At 56.1% G+C, this 21,357-nt stretch carries 15 protein-coding genes and 2 pseudogenes; 6 read left to right on the forward strand and 11 right to left on the reverse strand.

From position 1 onward, the window contains the following. Nucleotides 1-25: 25 nt before the first annotated feature. The 6 genes and pseudogenes from MQE22_RS05685 to MQE22_RS05710 all read right to left on the reverse strand — a co-directional run. A complete protein-coding gene (locus tag MQE22_RS05685; protein ID WP_215872881.1) occupies nt 26-2,317 on the reverse strand; it encodes a plasma-membrane proton-efflux P-type ATPase in 2,292 nt (763 codons plus the stop codon). Beyond that, nucleotides 2,314-3,090 carry an alpha-glucan family phosphorylase gene (gene glgP, locus MQE22_RS05690; protein WP_483190454.1) on the reverse strand — a complete coding sequence of 259 codons (777 nt, stop codon included), beginning with the start codon at nt 3,088-3,090 and terminating at the stop codon, nt 2,314-2,316. The genes MQE22_RS05685 and glgP overlap by 4 nt, the downstream gene beginning before the upstream one ends. Nucleotides 3,091-3,225: 135 nt before the next feature. Next, nucleotides 3,226-3,603 carry a DUF3417 domain-containing protein gene (locus MQE22_RS05695; RefSeq protein WP_226830735.1) on the reverse strand — a complete coding sequence of 126 codons (378 nt, stop codon included), beginning with the start codon at nt 3,601-3,603 and terminating at the stop codon, nt 3,226-3,228. A gap of 229 nt (nt 3,604-3,832) precedes the next feature. Further along, complete coding sequence (locus MQE22_RS05700) at nt 3,833-4,129, reverse strand: hypothetical protein (RefSeq protein ID WP_215872882.1); 297 nt, start codon at nt 4,127-4,129, stop codon at nt 3,833-3,835. Nucleotides 4,130-4,177: 48 nt separating this feature from the next. Beyond that, nucleotides 4,178-4,915, reverse strand: a pseudogene (locus tag MQE22_RS05705) (cytochrome d ubiquinol oxidase subunit II); the annotation flags it as partial. Then, nucleotides 4,889-5,582 (reverse strand): annotated as a pseudogene (locus tag MQE22_RS05710) (cytochrome ubiquinol oxidase subunit I); the annotation flags it as partial. The pseudogenes MQE22_RS05705 and MQE22_RS05710, both read right to left, overlap by 27 nt. Before the next feature lie 271 nt (nt 5,583-5,853). Between MQE22_RS05710 and MQE22_RS05715 the strand changes: the two are divergent. The 3 genes from MQE22_RS05715 (at nt 5,854) to MQE22_RS05725 (ending at nt 8,038) form a co-directional block, all read left to right on the forward strand. Then, nucleotides 5,854-6,558: a Crp/Fnr family transcriptional regulator gene (locus tag MQE22_RS05715; RefSeq protein WP_215872883.1), complete on the forward strand. Its 705-nt coding sequence runs from the start codon at nt 5,854-5,856 to the stop codon at nt 6,556-6,558. A gap of 164 nt (nt 6,559-6,722) precedes the next feature. Next, entirely contained in the window at nt 6,723-7,250 is a 528-nt protein-coding gene (locus MQE22_RS05720; protein ID WP_255790232.1) for a PadR family transcriptional regulator, read from the forward strand. Nucleotides 7,251-7,267: 17 nt separating this feature from the next. Next, nucleotides 7,268-8,038 carry a DUF2202 domain-containing protein gene (locus MQE22_RS05725; protein WP_255790233.1) on the forward strand — a complete coding sequence of 257 codons (771 nt, stop codon included), beginning with the start codon at nt 7,268-7,270 and terminating at the stop codon, nt 8,036-8,038. 1,452 nt (nt 8,039-9,490) lie between these two features. Here the strand turns inward: MQE22_RS05725 and MQE22_RS05730 are convergent. Next, nucleotides 9,491-10,786: an ISNCY family transposase gene (locus MQE22_RS05730; protein WP_304665202.1), complete on the reverse strand. Its 1,296-nt coding sequence runs from the start codon at nt 10,784-10,786 to the stop codon at nt 9,491-9,493. A gap of 176 nt (nt 10,787-10,962) precedes the next feature. Here MQE22_RS05730 and MQE22_RS05735 point away from each other — a divergent pair, with 176 nt between their 5' ends. After that, complete coding sequence (locus MQE22_RS05735) at nt 10,963-11,229, forward strand: type II toxin-antitoxin system HicB family antitoxin (protein ID WP_255790234.1); 267 nt, start codon at nt 10,963-10,965, stop codon at nt 11,227-11,229. 36 nt (nt 11,230-11,265) lie between these two features. Here the strand turns inward: MQE22_RS05735 and tnpC are convergent, their stop codons facing one another. Genes tnpC through tnpA form a run of 3 tightly spaced genes read right to left on the reverse strand, consistent with a single transcriptional unit; the run spans nt 11,266 to nt 13,637 of the window. Beyond that, nucleotides 11,266-12,912 carry an IS66 family transposase gene (tnpC, locus tag MQE22_RS05740; protein ID WP_255790235.1) on the reverse strand — a complete coding sequence of 549 codons (1,647 nt, stop codon included), beginning with the start codon at nt 12,910-12,912 and terminating at the stop codon, nt 11,266-11,268. Nucleotides 12,913-12,960: 48 nt separating this feature from the next. Next, on the reverse strand, nt 12,961-13,308 hold the full coding sequence (gene tnpB / locus MQE22_RS05745; RefSeq protein ID WP_215872297.1) for an IS66 family insertion sequence element accessory protein TnpB: 348 nt from the start codon (nt 13,306-13,308) through the stop codon (nt 12,961-12,963). Next, nucleotides 13,299-13,637, reverse strand: coding sequence for an IS66 family insertion sequence element accessory protein TnpA (tnpA, locus tag MQE22_RS05750; protein ID WP_215873479.1), 339 nt, complete (start codon nt 13,635-13,637; stop codon nt 13,299-13,301). Before tnpA ends, tnpB begins: the two co-directional genes overlap by 10 nt. A gap of 595 nt (nt 13,638-14,232) precedes the next feature. Here tnpA and ltrA point away from each other — a divergent pair. Both ltrA and MQE22_RS05760 read left to right on the forward strand, forming a co-directional pair. Then, nucleotides 14,233-15,543: a group II intron reverse transcriptase/maturase gene (gene ltrA, locus MQE22_RS05755; protein WP_215872597.1), complete on the forward strand. Its 1,311-nt coding sequence runs from the start codon at nt 14,233-14,235 to the stop codon at nt 15,541-15,543. Between the two features lie 51 nt (nt 15,544-15,594). Further along, nucleotides 15,595-16,107: an aldo/keto reductase gene (locus MQE22_RS05760; RefSeq protein ID WP_215872596.1), complete on the forward strand. Its 513-nt coding sequence runs from the start codon at nt 15,595-15,597 to the stop codon at nt 16,105-16,107. Between the two features lie 306 nt (nt 16,108-16,413). Here MQE22_RS05760 and MQE22_RS05765 read toward each other — a convergent pair whose 3' ends face one another. Then, nucleotides 16,414-21,150 carry a DUF3320 domain-containing protein gene (locus MQE22_RS05765; protein ID WP_215872595.1) on the reverse strand — a complete coding sequence of 1,579 codons (4,737 nt, stop codon included), beginning with the start codon at nt 21,148-21,150 and terminating at the stop codon, nt 16,414-16,416. Nucleotides 21,151-21,357: the final 207 nt, after the last annotated feature.

The raw sequence follows: 21,357 nt of genomic DNA on the forward strand, positions 1-21,357 counted from the left end.
AAAAACTCCTTCACTTTAGAGTGGCTTATGCACTGGTAAGTCTCCGTAATAGTGGTACTTTGATTTGATCAAGCAAGAGCGTATAGAGTACAGTTGCTCCGAGGAGGTAAGCGACGAAAAGTACCGGTATCGGTGCCATCAACCAACCCATGATCGCCAGAATGCTGACAACGATAACGTCCGCCAAGCTGGCGACGGCCAGGAACGCACCGGGACGTCCGGCCCAGATATGACCGCGCTCCCGAACCAAAAAGACGTTGGCCAGTCCGGAAAACACCAAACCCAGAAAATCGAGAGTTTGTAGGGAATCTGTAGGTAAATGCAGAGTGCGGCCCACGGCATACACCCCGAATATATAGACTAGCCACGCGATTGACACCACTAGGGAAGAGAGTATGAGGGTGCGAATCGCCCAGCGATCCGGTTGCGGGGAAGGCCGCACATTATCTTCAGCGAGAGACATGGTGACAAAATCATTGGCAAAAAGCAGCAATAGAACGAGTAGGGGAGTGACGACGAAGCTGCGGAAAATAAGAAATCCCAGGCTCAGGAAAAGTGCTACCTGAAATACCTTGACGATTTTATTCAGGGTATAAGTCAGCATGCGTTGATATACGCGACGTCCGGTAGTGACTGCATCCAATACCCCTTGCAGGCCCGGAGTGGTGAGCACGATGCTGGCTGCCGCTTTGGCGACATCGGTAGCGGTTTCTACGGCAACGCCCATCTCGGCTTGTTTGAGTGCGGGGGCATCATTCACGCCATCCCCGGTCATACCGACAATTCGCCCCTTTTTTTGCAGGCCCTGAACCAGATGGAATTTATCAGCGGGAAAGACGCCCGCATAGACACCGCAATCTTCCGATAGCCTGCTCCGATCGCAGGTCTGGCCGACAATACCCAAAGTGCCGGCGACATATTGTGCGGTTTGTGCGCTGTCTCCGGTTACCATCCGGACATGAACGCCAAGCTCTTGCAAATGATGGACCACTTCCCCTGCATCAGGGCGAATGGGATCCGCCAGTGCAAGCAGGCCGAGAAAACGTGGGTTTCCCTCTGGTCCCGCGGCGACGGCAAGCACTCGCGCACCAGTGTCTGCCAGTTGGGCGGTAACGTTTTCCCAATCCGCGATAGCGCAGAGCTTGGCGATAATTTGCGGGCTCCCCTTCAGCGCCCGCCAAGCGCTTCCCTCTTGCTGAAATACCCCTTCGGAACGTTTGCTGGCGGGATCGAAAGGCACGAATTGTTGCCGAACGGGGAGCTTGATTTGGCGCTTGGTCGCCTCCTGCAAAATGGCAAGATCAATAGGATCTTGGGTGGAGTTGTCGCTAGCAACTGACGCCATGGCCAGCAGGTCATTTTCCTCGACCTCGGGCCAGGGCTGCGTTTGGCTGAGGCTCAGGCGATTCTGCGTGAGGGTACCGGTTTTGTCGCTGCAGAGGTCGTTCATGGCCGCAGCTTCTTCCACTGCTGCAAGGCGCGTAACCAGAACCCCCCGATGCACGAGATGTAAGGAAGCGATGGCCGTGGCGAGGGTAAAGGTTGCTGGCAACGCCACAGGCACTGAGGCAACCAGAAGAATCAGTGCGAAGGGCAGGATCCTGGCGAGGGAGATATTTTCCACCATTGCGTAAGCCAGAATAGCGACTACCAGCAGCACGTCCATGGCCACTAGATAGCGGACGATACTGAGCACCAGTTCTTCTAGATGGCTTTTTGCACCGGCACTACGGACCAGTTCAGCGGTTTTCCCGAAATAGCTTTTGGCGCCCGTCGCGACCACTTCACCACTGGCTTCTCCACGCCTGATGATGGAAGCGGAATACAAAGTACCCTCAGCCGCGCATTCCACCGGCATGGATTCACCGGTGAGGGCGGACTGGTCTACCAGTACGTTCCCTTCCGTGAGATGCAGATCGGCAGGAACGATATCGCCGACACGCACATGGATGAGATCACCGGGTACCAATTCTGCTGCGACGATGATTTGCCACTTCCCATCTCGGCAGACTCGTGCCTGAATCCGTAATCGTTCCCGGAGCAGCGCCAGAGCGTTTTTGGCCTTCCGTTCCTGGCTGAATCCTAGAATGCCATTAAAGAGCAACAGTAATGCGATGATAATGGCCTCTGGCCACTTGCCGAGGATCACCTCCAGTACGAAGGTTGCTTCCAGCATCCATGGAACTGGAGCCCAGAACTTGTGGAGGAACAGTAGCCAGGTTTTTGGTTTTTCCTCAACAACTTCATTGGGTCCATACTGCGCGAGACGACGTTTGGCTTCCTCGCTGCTCAGACCCATACTGGTCTTTTCATTCATATTCCTACGTTCTCCTCTCCGCGAAGGCGCCCAGCTAAACCTGCACCAGGGGCGACATCATTCCAGGCCAAAATTGCACTGACATCTTCCGGACTCGGGCTTTCCCCTTTGCTGATGATAAAGATATTGGCCTTGCTGTGGCGTATTTTTATCAGCAGATCCACGAGCTCAGCCTGCTCGCTGACGCCATTGACTGCAATGCTGCCATGGATAGCGAGCCAGGCCATGTTGAAAGGCTCTTTAGAGTTTTCAGGGCATTCTTTCCCCAACGCCAGCGCTTGCGCCAGATCAGCTTGTAGATCGGGGAATGCTGCGTTGAGATAATGGGTGACCAAAGACACGTCGAAACGATCGAAGCCAGCAGCTACCGGGATGTGGATAGTAAAGATGTTGCCAGCGCGGGTGGCGTTCAGGGCGCACTGGAAGTCGGTCCCATGATCACGCATGTGACTCTGGAGGCAGGCTAGGATGGCAAGGGCGGCGTGCCCTTCGTTCAGGTGACAGATATCTATCTCTATACCGAGATGGCGCAGCGGCAGCCAACCGCCAACACCCAGGCAGATCTCCTGCTGCAGGCGCATTTCCGGGGCGCCGCCGTAGAGTTCGGCGGTAATGCCCCGGTCGGCAGGACTGTTGAGCGGATCGTTGCTATCCAGAAGATATAGCGAAACTTTTCCTAAACGGACCTGCCAGGCACGAAGAATCAGTGTACGTCTCGGTAATCCGACTTGTATGCGCAGCCAATTCCCATTTTGATCGGCTACCGGAGTCACTGGAAGCTGGAGGGGATCATTTTGTAGGGAAATTGCTCTACCTGTCGTCCCGCTTCGTCGATAGCCTGCCGAAAATAGCCCTGTTGCCAAAGTATGCCACCCCCGTAACAGGAATTCCGAGGCCACTGCTGCTTTTCAGGTAGTCACCCGCAAGCATACCAAGCCCGCCAGAGTAGATGGGTAAGGCCTCGGAAAGACCGAACTCCATACTGAAATAGTCGACGCGTTGCAGCTGTGCCGAGGGATATTTTTTTGAAACCAGCCTTCCCGACGGCTTTCCTGGCGATGGTACTGCAGGTGCTCCTGCAGCAAGGCCAGAAATGCCCCGTCGCGAGCCAAGACATCAAATTTGGCTGCGTCCAGGTTCTGCAGCAACAACCAGGGGTTGCGGGTCCGGCTCCAGAGTTCTCCATCGAGCTGCTCCCAGAGGACATCACTGCGATAACTCCATGACCAGCGCAGATCCAGGGCCAGTTCGATCAGCCCATCCAGCGCTTCTGGCAATTGGGGCAATATATGACGGTGTGATATTCATGCGTGCATCCTCCGGCTTTGCCATCTCAGTGTAGACCATCCGCTCATCTGCGGCGGCGAACTATACTGACATGTGAGGCGTTGAGCGGACGCGTTTTCGCCCACAAAATGTGGGGAAACATCAGCATCAGACGTCATAAGCTTCATCAAGACCTGAACATGGCCATCCAAAGATCGGGGTTTCTTGTGCTCGCTCTAGCGATTTCTTTCACAGTAAAATTGGATTGCTGCGAATAACAGAGGAGGCTATTCGTCGCTCCTGGACCTGACTGCGAAGAATCGCCAAGAATCTTCTGTACCGCGATATTTCTGCATCCAGCACAATGGCTTTTTCGGAATATTCGGAAGATTCTGCTTGAAGATCGGTCAGCAATTCGCGCCACTGCTCATGGACTAGCTCCTGGCGGTCTTCCAGGACCTGGAGAATATCGACTACCGTAGGTGAGAGGGACGGCTGGGGTGTCACAACCGAGCTGCGGGTGACCAGACGTTGCGTGATTTTCATTGCCTTGCTCCATAGGAAAGCAGGCCCCGCAGACGGGGCCTGAAGAGATCAATGGGAAGAGTACATGGCCTTTTTGGTGTAGCGACCGCGGAAGACCCAGATCTGATACCAGTTGTACAGGATCATGACAGGAACGAAGCCGGTCATGAACAAAGTAAACACGGCGATAGAGTCTGCGGGGTTGGCTGCCTGGGCGATGGTCCAGGTATCCGGCACAATGTAGGGATACATGGTTGCCCACATGGCGAACCACATCAGGGCGACGACGCCCTCACCCCAGAGCAAGGCCACAAAATCCCGTTGCATTGCATGTGCCATCATCGACTTGTAGGCGAAACCCAGGATCACCAGAAGCCAGATCACCCAGACCCACCAGTGAGGACCTGTCCACTTGGCTGCCGCCCATGGAAAAATGCTGTAGGTCCAGATCAGAGTCACGACGATGGCAGCCAAGGCGAGATAAGAAAACAGCGTGGTCCATTTCTGTGCTTTCTGGTTGATTTCATCCCCAGGCTCAAATCGTGCACACAGATATAGGCCTCCAGCTAGCCCTGCAGCGATGACGGCGCCGAAGCCGGTGAATACCGAAAAGGGGGTCAGGAAGCTGAGCGCCGTGCCGCTGAAATGTGGTACGGGGGAGTCCACAAACAGGCCGGGGCTATGGGCCGCCATGGCTGGCCCGGCTTTCATGGGGAATCCTTGCAAGGTGGCGCCCAGTGCGAGCCCCGCCCCAAAGGGTGCCAGGAAGCTCCCAAAGGCAAACGCCCAGCCCCAAGACTGCTGGTTTGAGCATTTTGGTGAACAGATCGGCATGGCGGTTTTTGAGGATGTACCACGCGCTCACGGACGCGAGGACAAAGAAACCGAGTATCATGGTTGCCATCCACATGTGGGGGAATCCCCAAACGGCATTATCATTGAAAATGGCGTGCCACCAGTTGGTTACCTGAAAAATACCGTCCTTCAGAACGACCCCATTGGGCGTTTGCATCCAGGAGTTGGCCACCAAAATCCAGTAGGCCGAAAGACTGGAAGCCAGTGCGACATTGAAGGTGGAAAACAGATGCATCCCTTTCCCGATTTTGTTCCACCCGAATATCATCAAGCCAATGAAGCCAGCTTCATACATGAATGCGGTGATGGTCTCGAAGCCCAGGATGTTGCCAAAGAAGGGACCGGCGGCCTGAGAGAAGGGCCCATACAAGATGCCGAAGGCCATCTCCATGGTGACGCCGGTAGCCACCCCAGCACCGAAGTTGACGATGAAAATCTTTTCAAAGAAGCGCTCCAAACGATACCAGCGCTCATCGCCAGAGCGCAGCCACGCCACTTCGAGCCCGAACAGGATCCAGGACACCCCAATGGTTAGGGGGGTCCATAAGATGTGCATGGACGTGATCCATGCAAAATCCAACCGACTCAACAGAATCGGTAATGTGTTTTCAACTAGCATAATGATCCACCTCGTAAAGATGCCAACTATCGTAGCAATAAGTACTGAGGCATCATTCGTGCCTGATCTGGGAACGCAAAAAAACAGTGTATTGGCGCACAACATTGCGAATTATCAAGATAGAAACCAGTTCATTTCCACTAAAAATACGTTGCTATCCGGTGGAAATCCCCAGCCATTGATATTTCGCAATTTCCGGATGCCCTGTTTATTTGTGGCGGGGATGTACTACGCTAATTGCGACCAGAGTGTCACAAGGAGGTGAGCTCATATGACAGATCTACTGGAAAATATAGGGGTTGCTCCTTGCAGCACCTGCCCCATTCATCGCTGGAGCATCTTTTCTGGGCTGAGCATTACGGATCTGCAGCATCTTCCCTTGCGGGTTTCCGACCTGGCGGCTGCCGCGGGTACGGTGCTGAGCCAAGAAGGATCTCCGGCAAGGCACGCCTTTGTCGTTCGTCAGGGCGTCATCAAACTGGAGCGCTATGGCGCGGAGGAAACGCAGCTCATAGGGTTGCTACGTAGCGGGGATATTTGGGGATTCGAGGGGCTGGACTTACCCGATTACCAACACACCGCGACGGCCCTCCTTGCCTCTCGCATTTGCTCCCTCGAAGTAGATGCTTTGCAGGCTTGGTGTGAGCGGGAACCGCGAGTTCGACAGGCAATTCGGAAAAGACTACAACTGGCCCAGCAAGAAACGGAAGAGCACTTGCTCCTTGTGTTGTCCTCCAGCGCCGAGCGTCGGGTAATCAGATTTTTATTGCGATGGTGTGGAGACTACCCCGATGGCCAGAAAATCGCCCTTCCTCTTAGCCGCCAAGAATTGGCCAATTATCTGGGTATGTCCAAGGAGCATGTGAGCCGAATCATGGCGAAGCTGAAGCGGCAACGGCTCCTGCGTGAGCAGCATGGCTGGATCCAGGTACAGTATCCGTTGCTACGACAATATTTGCAGGACAACTCCGCATAAGTTTCGCTCCGGCAAATACCAAGACGATCCCTGGCTGCGCTCTCCTATCCTTGGCAGCGACTGAGCAGCCGAGCAAACGCGCTTGACACCGCGCTTTGGTGGTCTATGATATATCTAAGTAAGATATATCTTAATGCTGTGGCACAGGCCAGCGGGAGTGCTCAATGAGAAGGGGCGGTAAGGGCGAAGCCTTGTGTGGTAAGTCTTCGAAAAAATGTGGTGACGGTCGGCGGCGAGCGCGTCTGTTGGACCAGGGTATGCTGCGATTCGTCATTCTGAAGCGCTTAGCAGAGCGTCCGGCGCATGGGTACGAGCTGATCAAGTTTCTGCAGGAGCAATCGAAGGATGTTTACAGCCCAAGTCCTGGCATGCTCTACCCCATGCTCTATCTGATGGAAGATCAGGGCTATCTGTCGACGATTTCAGAAGGTAACAAGCGGCTTTACCAAGTGACGGAACAAGGTTTTGGCTTCTTGCAGCAAAACTGGGGGTTGGCCGTCGCCGTCGAAGAACGACTGGCCGCTATGGGAAGTGATGAAGTGGAAAAGACGCGTAGCCAGCTGCACGCGCTGCGTGATGCCGTCCATGAGCGTATGGGTTTGAACGGCCAGCAGCCGAAGTTGTTACAGCAGATGCAGAGTATCTTGCAGGAGGCCTTGGACAAAATCCAGGCGTTGGATAGTCGAGTTTGATGGGAGTGTGAGGACAGATGATGAAGAACTTTCTTGGAGCAGGTGCTGGTCGGGGTATGGGGAATGCGAGAAGGAGAAAAGGTATGGAAAGTCAGGGTATGAGGGGGGCAGGGAAAGGAGCAGGGCGGTTGGGCTGTGTTTCAGATAGCGGGCAGCAGCAAGGACGTTTCCCCACGATGCTCGAAGATATGCCAGACCATAGCGCGCATCGGGCTCAGCATTTGCAGCAAATGCGTATGGAAATTTCCCGTAGTCCAAGGGAGCAGCTCAGTCCTGCGGAACAGGAAGGATTACTGCTCATGCGAGAGGAAGAGAAGATTGCACGAGATGTCTATATTCGGCTCTACGCGTGTTGGGGAATACGACCGTTTGAGAATATCACCGGTTCGGAGCAAGTGCATATGGACGCCGTCCTCGCTTTGCTGGAGCATTATGGCCTGCCGGACCCGGCACAAGGGCTTGGTGTTGGAGAGTTCCACCGTGCTGAGCTCCAGCGGCTCTATGATCAATTGATGGAACGGGGCCTCCAAAGTAGGGAGGATGCCATCCGCGTTGGCCTGCTTATCGAAGAACTGGATATTGACGATCTCCAGAAAGCTGCCAAGCAAACGGGAAAGGCCATTATCCGTGCCGTTTATGCGGAGCTGGAGAGGGGATCACGGAACCATCTGCGCGCCTTTTACCGGTGGAAAGAAAAGCTGGGAATTTCCTACCAGCCTCAGCATATGGCACCGGAACCCTTTGAACGTATCGCGCTCTCTCCCCATGAGGACTGTGGATTGGATTGATCGCGGATAGATGGCAAAGCGTTACGTGCAGGTTCAGAGTCGCGCTAGCTGCTGGTATCACCGGCCGGCATAATGGCGCCACGAAAAAAGTGTCGAATTCGGGGTCTCGAACAGGGCCAAGATTGGGTGTTTTTTCTTTCGCATCTGGTCTTTTCGGAACCCCGGGCAGAGGTCTGGGAGCGCGGTAACTGCACGTGTCCACCACCTTTGGCACTCGGGCGGGCGGTCTGGGCGTGACTTGTGTCCTTGCTGGGTAAAACTACGGCAAAGGCCAGGCGACTTGCAGGATTGATGAAGGTGACGAGGTAACGGTTGAGCCTCCGGACGCATTCGATGGTATCCACGGCGAGGCATTTCCAGGGCTGGGTGCGAAACCTGCGAATTTCGGCCACCAGTCGCGGGTCTGTCTTCGGCGTTCGGCATCGTTTCGGTGCTGAGGACCGGATTGCTAGGGCCGCCAGATCCCCCGTATCGGTAAGTGCCTTCTTCCATCGGTACTGGGTGCGACGGCACACACCCAAGGCATCACGGGTCGCGTCCAGTCCGTACCTGTCTCAAAAGGACAGAATCTTCCGTCGTTTTTCTATCGTTTGGGTCTTCATCTCGAAACGATGACCCATCTGGGCTAAGCGATAAAATCCACGGATCCGATATCTCACGTGCTGCACTTGCATGCCACTCCTCCTGCCTCGAAGGAGTGCCAAAGGTTTCTGAACTTATGCAGGTGGCAGCCACAAGCGAATCCATGACGGCCTATTCCGGGTATACCACGACCAGAATGCTACCTCATTGAGAATGCGGGGCCATCATGTATTCCAAAATGGCGACATAAAGGAGCCAATATGGGGACATTCATATCTCCGACATGTGGACATCATGGTGTATCCATGACAAGGACATCATGCAATCAATACGTGGTCTTCATGTATCCAATATGGGGATATAATGGAGCCAACGACAGCACCACCATGAGGCAGCAAGGCACCTCTAGGCAGAGGTAGCCCCAGTCAAGAAAGGGAAGGTACCATAGACGGCAGGGCAACTGCCCCGAAGGGGAGTTAACTCAGAGAAAACAAGCAATGAAAAGTCTGATAGCACATTGGTGCAAGTTCGACCTATCATGGGTATACAGACGGTAGAGCAGCGATACAGAACGATATGGCGGCCCTGCAGGGACAAAGCTCGTAAGCCCACGGTAACCCTTATGGGACAGCGGCAGCCGGGTTACCCGCAGACAGGTCAGCCACAAGGATACGGGTTCTACGAGGCCGCCCACAGAAAAAACAATGGGTTAGATTCTGTCCGACCGACATTGCGAGTTTATGAAATCAATCAGTTGCCGATAGAACTAATTTACCGTGACCCTTTGCCTAATGCGGGTGTCAACCCAAAGTTGAAATGTCCTCTTTTCTCCCAGACTGAAATGTCCCCTTTCTCATGCCTTTTGTGGTGTCAGAGGGTAGCGGAGGGTGAAGAAGTGGCGCCTCGTCTCCACGGATGGTCGGGTGCAGGCTTATAGGTTTTGCGGTGGAGCTGGATGGTCTTGGCTTGCTCGACGGTGGCATGGATGCTCTTCTCATCGTCTACGGGGATGGGCGGCTCGCCTTCGTTGAGGATGCGATAAGGCAGAGCCTTTCCTTGGTAAAGCAAGGTCACCGTGCCGTCGAAGGCCTCGCAGACCGTGATCTGTGCCCCTCTGAGGCGATAGCCTTTGCCCTGTCCGGTGAGCTGGTACTCCCGGTTCTTGTACTGGAGGGTGAGGTTCTTCGAGAGCTTGCGGTGGCTTTGCAGGCTGAAGATCAGGTCGAGCTCCAGAGCGTCGTGCAGCACCGGACGATGCGCGTCGGTGGCATTCTGCGGAGCCACGGCGAAGCGTGCGTTGTACTCCTTTCTAAAGCTCGGCAGGAAGGCGTTGGCGGCGTCGATGTCCGAAATGCCGGCCAGACGCAGCTCCTTGACCAGGCGATCCTGGAGGGTCTGATTGGCCCGCTCGACGCGGCCCTTGGCCTGCGGTGTGTTGGCGTGGATCGGTGCGATGTCGAGGGTCTTGAGCGCGCGGGTGAACTGCGTCAGTTCCCCCTCCCGCTCCGGGTGGTTCACCCGGAAGATGCCGTGCTTGTCGGAGTAGAGCGCCACCGGCCGCCCATGCTCGCTCAGGTAGCTGCGCAGGGTCTCCAGGTAGGCTTGGGTCGTCTCGGCGGGGGCGAAGCGCAGGGCCAGCAACTCGCTGGTGGCATCGTCAATGAACACGATCAACGTGCGACGCGGTCCCCGACCCTCGAACCAATCATGGGGTGAGCCGTCGATCTGTACCAGCTCGCCCCGGCAGGGACGCCGGGGACGGCGCTGATGGATCTGGGCCGACTTGCGGGTTTTGGGCTTCCACACTCCCTCGGTCATCATCCACTGCCGCAGCGTCTCCGCCGAGAGCTGGTACCCGTGGCGCTCACGGAGCTTCTCAACGGCCAGCGTGGGGCCGAAGTCGGCATAGTGACTGCGGACTAACCCCAACACCTCTTGGCGTACCGCTCCCGATAGCGCATTGCCGGGACGCTGCCCCAAGTGGCGGGACACCAGTCCTGCCGCCCCTTCCTCTCGAAATCGGATCAGCAGACGCCTGACCTGCCGCACGCTCAGACCGAGTTGCTGTGCCGCCTCATGCTGCCGTACCGTCCGGCTGACCACCTGCTGCATCACCTCCAGCCGGTCCACCGCCTTCTGCGTCATCGTAATGGTCTCCTCTGTCACCGCTCCCCCAAAACCAAAAGGGGACATTTTACAATTGGACAAAGAGGACATTACGCCTTTGGGCTAACACTTTGCCTAATGCGGGTTGATAGCCACAACAGAAGTGTTATATTCTAACCACGAATGCCCGTGAAGTCATAGGGTTGACTCGCCAAGCAAGGTGCGACTTTCCAGTAGTGCTGGATCCACAGCCAGAAGGCGGTTTCGTGGTGATCTTCCCTGACATCCCAGAAGCCATCACTCAGGGCGAGGATGAGGACGAGGCGCTGTTGGTGGCGATAGACGCCCTTGAGACCGCCCTCTCTATTTATGTCGACGAACGGAAACTTCTTCCCGTTCCCAGTGTTCCCAAGAATGAGCAGAAAACCGTCAGCCCGTCCGCCTTGGAATGTGCCAAACTCGGCCTATACCGAGCCATGCTCGAACAGGGGATTCGAAAGTAACCGTCCGAGCAACCCATCTAGTCGGCTGGGATCCGATCAGGCTACGGTAGGACTCGTCCAGTTCCAGGGAAGAAGTTCGTGAAGTTTTTTGGCGGGCCAGGTGGGGAGTTTATCGAGGACGTCGCTGAGATAGGCGAAGGACTCGACGCCATTGAGTTTGCAGGTCTCGATGAGGGTGTAGAAGGCCGCTGCCCGTTCGCCACCGGCGTCATTGCCGGCAAAGAGATAATTCTTGCGGCCGATGGCCACGCCCCGCAGGGCTCTTTCCACGGCGTTGTTGTCGATGCTGAGATGGCCAGTATCGAGGTACAGAGTCAGGGCCGGCCAGCGCTTCAGTGCATAGTTGATGGCCTTGGCAATGGCACTCTTCGGGGCCACCTGCATCTGCACTTCGGTCAACCAAATATGGAAGGACTCCAGCAAGGGGCCGGCGCGTTGTCGTCGGATCTGGGCTTTTCGCTCCGGGGGGTCATCTTGGATCTCGGCTTCGATCTCGTAGAGCTTGCGGATGCGAAGTAATGCATTCTGCGCGACGGGACTGGGGGCGCTCTGGTCGAGATCGTAGAAGTGCCGACGAACATGGGACCAACAGCCCGCTTCGAGGATCCCTCCCTTGCGATAAAGAGCATCGTAGCCGCTGTAGTCATCGGTCTGCAGGATACCCTGCCAGTCGCCGAGGAAGCGCTGCGGATGGATCCCCTTGCGATCCGGGGCATAGTCGAAGACGACGATGGGGTGGGAGGCATCGGCCTGACTGCGATAGACCCAGAGATAGGCTTTTTGCGTCTTGCCGCTGCCCGGATGCAGCACCGGCAAGGGTGTCTCGTCGGCGTGCAGGATCTTTCCGGCCAGCAGTGCCTCCTTGCAGGCTCCGGCCAGGAGGGTGAGCCAGTATTCTCCCTGACCCAGCCAGCTGCTGAGGGTGGAGCGGGACAGGGGCACGCCAGCTCGCTGGTATTGGGCTTCCTGGCGGTAGAGGGGAAGATGATCGAGATACTTGGCCGTCAAGACCTGCGCGACCATGCGCGCGGTGGGCAGGCCTTTGTCGATCACCTGTGCCGGTAGTGGGGGACTCTCCAGGGTGCCACAGGAGCGGCAGGTGAGCTTGGGGCGCACATGACGGATCACCTGGAAGTGGCCGGGGACATAGTCGATCTTTTCGCTGACCTCTTCGCCGATGGACTCCAGAAGAGCGCCACACTGGCCACAGGTGCAACGGCTGGGGGCGTGTTGCACCTCTACCCGAGGCAGGGTATCGGGGAGTTTCATCCGACCGGGATGGCGTCGGGGCGTGGCCTTGGGAGTGGACTCTGGGCTGGTAGCCGCGGCACTGTCAGCAAGTACGGCATCGAGTTCCGTTTCCACGGCGGCGATTTCGGTTTCGAGGGCCTCTTCCCAAAGACGGAGCTGATCGGCAGAGAGCTTTTCCGAACGCCGACCGAAGCGCCAACGCTGTAGTTTGGCAATGGTCAGTTCCAGGCGGGCGATGGTCTCGTCGCGTACGGAGATATGCTGCTCTTTTAGCGCAATGACTTGGTGTTGTTCTGCGATCTGCTGATGGTATTGGGCCATCTGCCAAGCAGATTCCCGATCTTTTTCTTCGCGCTCCTGCAGGAGCTGCAAAACCATTTTGCGCAGGGCGTCAGGATGGCTGGGAAGATCGGCGGGAGTCTTTGATTTCATGAAGAAATGCTATCAGAAACCGCCAGAAAAGGCAAGCATTTCCGTCACTTATAGGGCAGTTGGCGTACAGATTCTGAGGGCGGGCAATGGGGTCCAGGGACGGCCCTCGACCAGCAGTGCCCATTGGGCTGCCGAGAGCTCGATCGCCCCATGCTCCATTCGGGGCCAATGCAGCCGCCCCTGGTCCAGGCGACGATACAGGAGCCAGAATCCCAGACCATCCCAGAGCAAGAGCTTCAGCCGATCCCCACGCCGGTTACGAAAGACAAAGGCATGGCCGCAGAAGGGATTGGCGGATAGCACTCCCTGTACCTTGGCCGCCAGACCGTCAAAGCCCAGACGCATGTCCACGGGATGGGCTGCCAGCCAGATGCGACTGCCTGGACTCAGCCACATGGCCCTTCCAGAACCTGAACCAGGGACTGCAGCCACGCGCTATTCAGCGGCGCCGAGAATTTCAGGCGGCGCCCGGACAGTAACTGGACTTCTACTACAGGCATCGAGGAAGACATTTCTGCCAGACGGACCGGCAAAAATTCTTCACCGGATGCGGAAAGCTCTCGCGGCGTACTGTGCTGGGTCAGGCGCTTGCGCCAATAATACCAGTTGGCTACGGCAATCCCCTGCTGCGCACAGTAGTCCTTGACCGAAAGACCACTCGCTGCAAAAGCGTCCAATTGCTGCCGCCAAAATTCCACCTTCTCCGCCCGCTCTTTCTTTGTCATCACTATTTCCTCCAGTGAAAATCCGGGGATAGCGTCAGCAAAAATTTACACAGTGAAAAGATGGGTTGGCTGCACGCTTAGTGCGCCGGTACAAACTGGCGTGAGGTAATTGATGAAAGTTCAACACGGAAAAGACGTAACGCATCATTCCGGCCCCGAGTCATGCGGCGCAGATCGTGAGGTTTGCACCGAAGCGTTGACAGGGGACACCGGCAGGCCAGCCATTGAGCCGCGAAATCAAAAGTCCAGGATGCCGACGCTGTTAAGCGAAGCGGAAGGCTATATGGAGCAGGACGTTATGCGTGAGCCCTGCTCTGATCCTGCGCGGTCGGAGACCCTGAGCATGCTGGGAAGCCTCACGAACAGGAACCGGGAGATCTCATCAGTGCCCATGCAGCTGGTGGGCAGGGTAGGGAAGGTGCAAAACCATAATCCTGCCATTCACGCTGGTGAGAAGTCGGATAGGCCCATAGTACCGAAGAAACTGCCGAACAACGGGACAGCCCCAGCGGAAGCAGTGGAGGGAAGGGGCCTAACCAAGGGGAACTCTGGAGAGCCTCCCGCATCCCGGACTCAGAGCCGGATACATGCGTCGATGGGACTCGAAGGGGTACGCGAAAAGGCCCGCAATGATTCGCGGGTGCGATTCACGGCGCTGCTACACCACATCACCCCTGCGTTACTGACGGAGAGCTTCTATGCACTTCGTCATGATGCAGCTGCAGGTGTGGATGGCACGACGTGGAGGGAATACGAGGCGTTACTGGCACAGCGGGTGCCCCTACTGCATCGGGGAATTCACACCGGCGCGTATCGGGCACAGCCTTCGCGGCGGGTATACATACCCAAAGTGGACGGGAAGCTGCGCCCGTTGGGTATAGCTGCCCTCGAGGACAAGATCGTGCAACAAGCGGTAGTCACCGTGCTGACGGCGATCTATGAGGCGGACTTCCTCGGATTCTCCTATGGGTTTCGACCGGGGCGCAGCCAGCATGATGCGCTGGACGCTCTGTCGATGGGGATAAAGAGCCGTAAGGTGAACTGGATATTGGATGCGGATATATCGGCATTCTTTGACAGCATCGACCACCGGTGGATGCTGAAATTTCTGGAACATCGCATTGCGGATCGGCGCTTATTGCGGCTGGTTAGCAAATGGCTCAGAGCCGGAGTTATGGAAGATGGGAAGCGGATTCCTGCGGAACGAGGTACGCCACAAGGGGCGGTAATTTCACCCCTGCTTGCGAATGTGTTTCTGCATTATGCCCTGGATTTATGGGCACATCGCTGGCGACAGAGGCATGCACGGGGAGATGTTATCATCGTGCGTTATGCCGACGACAGTGTGATGGGGTTCCAGTACGAAAGAGAAGCGAGTCGTTTTCTGTCGGCAATGGCGGAACGCTTAGGCAAGTTCGGTCTGCAGCTGCATCCGGAGAAAACGCGACTGATTGCCTTTGGGCGATTTGCCGCGGCGCAAAGGAAGGAGCGAGGGCTGGGGAAGCCGGAAACCTTCGATTTTCTGGGATTTACCCACTGCTGTAGCCAAAACCGGCAGGGCTGGTATGAAATCCAACGCCTGACGGTCAAGAAGCGCATGCGCCGGACACTGCGTACGATCAGGGAAACGCTGATGCGGCGACGGCATGAACCCGTTGCGGTGCTAGGCCGTTGGCTGGGAAAAGTGATGCGCGGATATTTTGCGTACTTCGCTGTCCCCGGCAACTTGAACAGGCTGGATGGCTTCCGGACGGAAGTGATTCGCGCATGGCTGCACGCGCTCAGGCGGCGTAGTCAGCGCGCACGAATGTCTTGGCGGCGTTTTGGCCCGATAGTGAACCGATACATCCCGCCCGTAAAACTGGCTCATCCCTACCCATCGCAAAGGTTTCGCGTCATGACCTGAGGTAGGAGCCGTATGCGGTAATTCCGCTCGTACGGATCTGTGCGGGGGGCAGTGGGTAACTGCTATCCCTACCGCGACCAGCCCGTCACTGCCCTGCAAAGCGAATACTCCCTCTGGTGGAGGGAACCTGAGGGAAACCTGCTTTCAGTCCTGGAGGAGTTGGGCATTGGGTTTGTGCCCTTTGCCCCCCTTGGAAAAGGCTTTCTCACGGGTACGGTGAACTCGGACACAGAATTTTCCCAGGATGATTTCCGTAGTTCCGTCCCTCGCTTCCAGCGCGAGGCGCTATCTGCTAACCAAAAACTCTTGGACCTCGTCATCAGCATCGCAGGAGAGAAAGGCGTCACCCCGGCGCAGGCTGCCCTCTCTTGGTTGCTCGCCCAGCGCCCCTGGATCGTTCCTATCCCGGGCACCACCAAGCTGCATCGTCTTGCGGAAAACGTGCGGAGCGTGGGGGTGCACTGGGACGACGAAGAACTCAAGCGAATTGGGGCAGCATTGGCCAAGATACAGACGGTGGGTGATCGCTATCCGGCGACACATCAGCACTTAGTCAATCGGTAAATCCGCATTCAAGAAGAAGAAAGGTTCAACGTTTCATATGGATAGGTTGAGGTCCAATGGTATTCCCTCCTGGCATAGGTGGGAGCATCTGCTGCGGCTGCTGCCCTGCCGCCGCTAAATCCTCATGGGCGGCAGCAGACTGGAAGCGGACGTTCGTTACCGATGGTCAGGTGGCAACTTCCGACCCAGTTCTGCCAATTGAACCGTCAGAGATTCAATGTCAGATTGCAAGGAGACAACGGTCTTCAATGCAATCAATCCCCAGTGCAAGTCTTCGGACGAAGCGATCGCAGAGCATTTAAACTTTCAGGTCGTTGACAGCACGCCGTTTTTGGAGACTAGCGTGCCTGCTTGGATCATTGACTCAAGTTCCAATTCAAACCGTTCCTTTGCCTGCTTGGTGACGCGCTGGAAGCCAAGTGCCCTCGCCGCGCTGGACACAGCGCTTTCCGGGCTGAGGGTGAAGCCGTTCTCTACTTCCTTGCGAATCGCCATCCGCAACTCCTCAGGAGAAACGAACTCGAATTTCTTTGATGTATTATCCAGCAGGGAGCGGTCTCGCACCTCTGGTTCTTCCATACCCGGATGCCAAAGGAAATCACCTTTGACCCGAATCTTGTTCTCTCTTACTCCGTATCGGATTGCATTGTTGACCGCATCCTGAATCCGATTGCCCGCCCGCCCCAGTCCGGCACCTTCGACAATGCGCCTGATAACTTCAGTCTTGTGAACCGGGGATTCGATATCTACGACCGCGGCCACAGACGGTAGCAACCGTTGGGGTGGCAAATCGTGGAGTTCCATTGTCCCAAGTGATATGGATATGTTGGCCATCTTATAGGCGATAGAAGCAGTCTGATTCTCATCAGACTGAGGACTGGCTTCTTCTCGGGGGATTGGTGTCACATCATTGCTGGCCACTTCCACTTTTGGTTGCGCAGTTACGCCTGCACGATATTCCAGTTTCGCCTGCTCAATTGCCGCTAGCGCACGCTCGACCTCCTGCTCGGGATTTCTGTACCAATCAGTACTCCATATCCTGTGCAATCGCCATCCCAGTCCTTCCAACACCTCCTGGCGCAGCCGATCACGGTCTCGAGCGGATCTCGCGCTATGGTATGTCGCCCCATCGCATTCGATGCCCAATATATACCGCCCAGGGTTCTCCTTATCCTTGACTGCCAGATCTATGAAGAAGCCAGCACTTCCCACCTGAGGCTCAATCTCCACACCGCGACTCACCAAGGACTTGATGACTGCCTCCTCAAACGGGGAGTCAGGTTCCTTGTCGGTGCTATAGGGCTGTTGCAGGACCCCTGTTTGCGCATAGGCCAGGAAGTGCTTGAAGGCAACCACACCGGTGGCATTGGTTCGGTTCAGGTCAATGTCGTCCGCGGTAAAGTTAGAGAACACGTCCATGGCCAGTCGCGCCCTGGTAATAAGCACGTTCAATCGACGCTCCCCACCATCACGGTTCAAGGGACCGAAGCCCATAGTCATGTAGCCTTCGGCAGTCTTCCCGTAACCGATACTGATAAATATCGTGTCACGCTCGTCTCCCTGCACATTCTCAAGGTTCTTAATGAAGAATGGCTCCCGCTTAGCCAGACTGAAGAATGGCTCGCAGCTGGGATCTGCCCGACGTAGGACTTCCAGTTGCGAATCGATTGCGTCGCGCTGCGCCGTACTGAACGCAACAACGCCAAGCGTCAGGTCTGGCGTAGCCTTGGCATGCGCCATGACAGACTGGGCTACCGCCTTGGCCTCCTCCGGGTTTGTTCTGCTCTTACCGCGGTCATAGAATGTCTTGGGAAAATGATGCAACCGGAGGCCTCGCGCCACGGAATTGGAGCCTGGGCTTGGAAACACAACCAAGCGGCTGTCATAGAACTTATAATTGGAGACCGCGATCAGAGATTCATGCCGGCTACGGTAATGCCAGCGAAGCATCCGCTCAGGTGCGCCCTTACCCAGGAAGAGGCTAAGGATACTTTCCATGTCCCCGACATTCTCGGGGTCGTCTTCATCATTGCTTTGCACCAGACTGTCGAAGAAACTGGTGGGGGGCAGCTGCTTGCTGTCGCCAACAACAACTGCCTGACCACCTCGGAGGATCGCGCCAAACGCATCCACCGGCTTGACCTGACTGGCCTCGTCGAACACCACCAAGTCGAACTGGAGCGCCCCTGGTGGCAAATAGGTCGCGACGGACATCGGGCTCATCATGAATACCGGCTTGACCGCCTGGATGGCGCGCCCTGCTCCCATCATCAGTTTCCTGATCGGCATCTGCCCGCGTTTCCTGTTGATTTCGCGCCTGATGACCGCAAGTTCACCGCTACCGCTTAGCTTTGGCAGGGATTGCCAGTGCGCCGCTGCCAGGCGTGCTTGGTTATGACGGAACAGCAGATGATCCAGACGGGAGAACTCTTCCAACATACGGGAATGCTGGGCATGATCGAACATCTTGATACTGGGCGTATCCAGATAGGCCTTCTCCACTAGGCCGTTGTACCAGCTGTAATCGAAAAACTGCACCAGGGTGCCTTCGCCATGATTCCAGATCTGTGCGGCACCAACCACAAACCCGAGTCCCAGCTCCGTCATGGTCTTGGCCAACAAATTGAAGCGAACCAGATGGAACAGGCTGTCCAGGTGACTCCGCCAGTGCGACAGGTACGCGCTCTGTTTTTCCAGCGTAAGATCCCAGTCGGCCTTGGCCTTATCAGCAACCTTCAGCTTCAACAGGTCGACCACTTGCTCGGCGGCCTCCTTGTGGCCCGCCAGATGCTGCTCCAGCAAGTCCACCCGGTCTTTCAGTTCATCCATCTCCGGAGAGCCCGAAAGAAAATTGACAATACCGTTCGGGACGTCGCCATTACCGACGTCACGGTACAGGGCCACCACCCACTCGGTCAGCTTCTCCAGGACTTCCCAGTCGGAGTTTTCTTTTTTCCACTGGGCACCGAACAGGCTCTCTCCGAGGCCAGACAGTTCCAAATACCGGCTCTGGTGCTTTTGACTATCTAAGATAGTATCGATCATCGTGATCGTGTCGGTCACAACCGTCTGCAAGGGTTTGCGGCACAAGCCCTGGAGCCTCGCCTTTGCCCGGCGGAAATCACCGGATAGGAATTTCCACCACTTTTCTCCTTTGGTCACATACTGCTGACGTACATCGACAAGATCTTGTTGCCAGGCCTCATCGATCAGCCACTCGTCATACTGCGCATGTGCCTCACTGAGATGTTTACCGGCAGCAACCAGCGCTGACACATCGTCGCGCCTCGCTTGCCATTCACCCGATGTCAGGGCCAATCCCTGCAGATGAGGGGCATCTATGGCACGCTGGGCTGCACGGCAGATAACCGCAGCATCACGGCGTTGCTGAGGCACCTGCAGGCTCATGGCCTTGGCCAAGTCAGACGCCGTCACCGAGAGCTGATCAGTGGCCTCTCTGGCACGATCAAGCACCCTTTCCAGGTTGGGCCGCTGAGATGGCAGGAACTCGGTCAGTCGGCTGGAACGGAAAGGATTTTTTTGCGGTGACCCTGCCTCGGCCAAGTGCCGGTCCAAAGTATCCACCTGCATACGAGCTTGACGGTAGTCCGCCTCAGACCATCCGGCCATAGGTGCAAAGTCGAATGGCTCGACATCGAGATCGCCAGGGTGATTTTTCAGCGCAAAACCAAGGGCGTTGACGAAACTGAACCGCGTATTGCCAATCGGCTGGTTAACGGCGTCACAGTAGGCATTCAGTGCATTCCGCAGCCGGGTGAGCGTATCGATATCGTCCGAGGGATCCTCGATCACCGGGCGTCCCTGATGAAGCGTTCGGTTCAGCTCTTCAAGTACCTGTTTCTTATTCGTCTTATGGCTGTGCAGTTCCATAACTGCATCACCCAGACCTGACTCGTCCAACCGGCGCTTAACCACGTCAAGCGCTGCCATTTTTTCGGCCACGAAGAGCACTTTTCGTCCGTTGCCGATGCATTCAGCAATGATATTGGTGATAGTTTGTGACTTACCTGTGCCCGGCGGCCCTTGCAGCACCAGATTACGTCCTGCATTCACATCCAGAATGGCCAGGATCTGCGTGCTATCGGCGTCCTTGACCTGGTGAACCTCTGCGGGTGTGACCACCTCATCGACATGGGTCTCGTCACCAAACGGGCTTTCAGCCTCACGGAAGCCATCCGTTAGTAGGGCGGTGAGGATGGAAGAGCCATCACCGCTTTCCTCTTCCTGTACCCAGACCTCGGGATCGAGATCTTTGTACATAAGGAACTTGCCGAACGAGAAAAAGCCGAGGGTTATTTCATCGGCTTCAACCGACCATCGCTCATCGCCCGAAGTGGCTTTAGAAACAGCAGCGAAGTACTCACCTATATCCAGCTCATTGCTGTCACCAAGCATAGGCAACTCAATGCCAAACTCGGCCTTGAGCTTTTCGATCAAGGACAAATTGTCGCCAATTTCCTCACCGGTATAAACGACGTGAAAGCGCGCCTGGGCACTGGCCCGCGTCAACTCGACCGGAATCAGCAGTAATGGGGCTCGCCGGGCCTCCGTCGCGGACAGTGCTTCGTACCAATGCAGGAAGCCCAGTGCCAGAAACAGGATGTTGACACCCTGTTCTTCCAGGTAGGTCCGGGCATCATTGTGGATAGACAGCAGGCGGGTCTGCAGCTTTTCGGAAACCAGCGTCGTCTGCAGTTTGTTGTCTGTGTGGCGAGAGGCCAGTTGCCCATCTTTCAGATCCTCACTAGGCTGCGCGAGCAGATCCTCCCAGCTCACTGCTTCCGCATCACCGCCGGCCTCCGTCTCCTTTTCGACCATCTCCTTGATGGCTGTCTCTGGCAAGGCATCGAAGGTCATGGACTTGCCGTCAGTGACTAGCAGCCGATAGATCTGAATGGATAGTTCGTCAACGATCTTAACCTGTTTTGCACGCAGGCGATGATTGATCAACGGATTGCGCAGCCCCAGGTCGAGCAGTTCCTTTCGACTCAACTCAAGGCGTGTGGCGGCTTCAACAGACATCAGAAAATCCCGTTCTAGGTTTTATTGAGTGACAGCGAAGAATTTGATCTTTTGACAGCTAACCTAAGTACAGCAGCCATTCAGATGGCTGTGGCGAAAGATTTGCAACCGTCAGTTCCTGGCCGATAGTAGCCCTTCCCAAGCTGCCTGTGAACGTCCGCTTCCGCTGCACACCTGTCACCCACGCCGCATCCTACCCAGGTATGG

The sequence above is a fragment of the Acidithiobacillus sp. YTS05 genome, from assembly GCF_024396695.1.
Taxonomy (GTDB): Bacteria; Pseudomonadota; Gammaproteobacteria; order Acidithiobacillales; family Acidithiobacillaceae; genus Igneacidithiobacillus; species Igneacidithiobacillus copahuensis.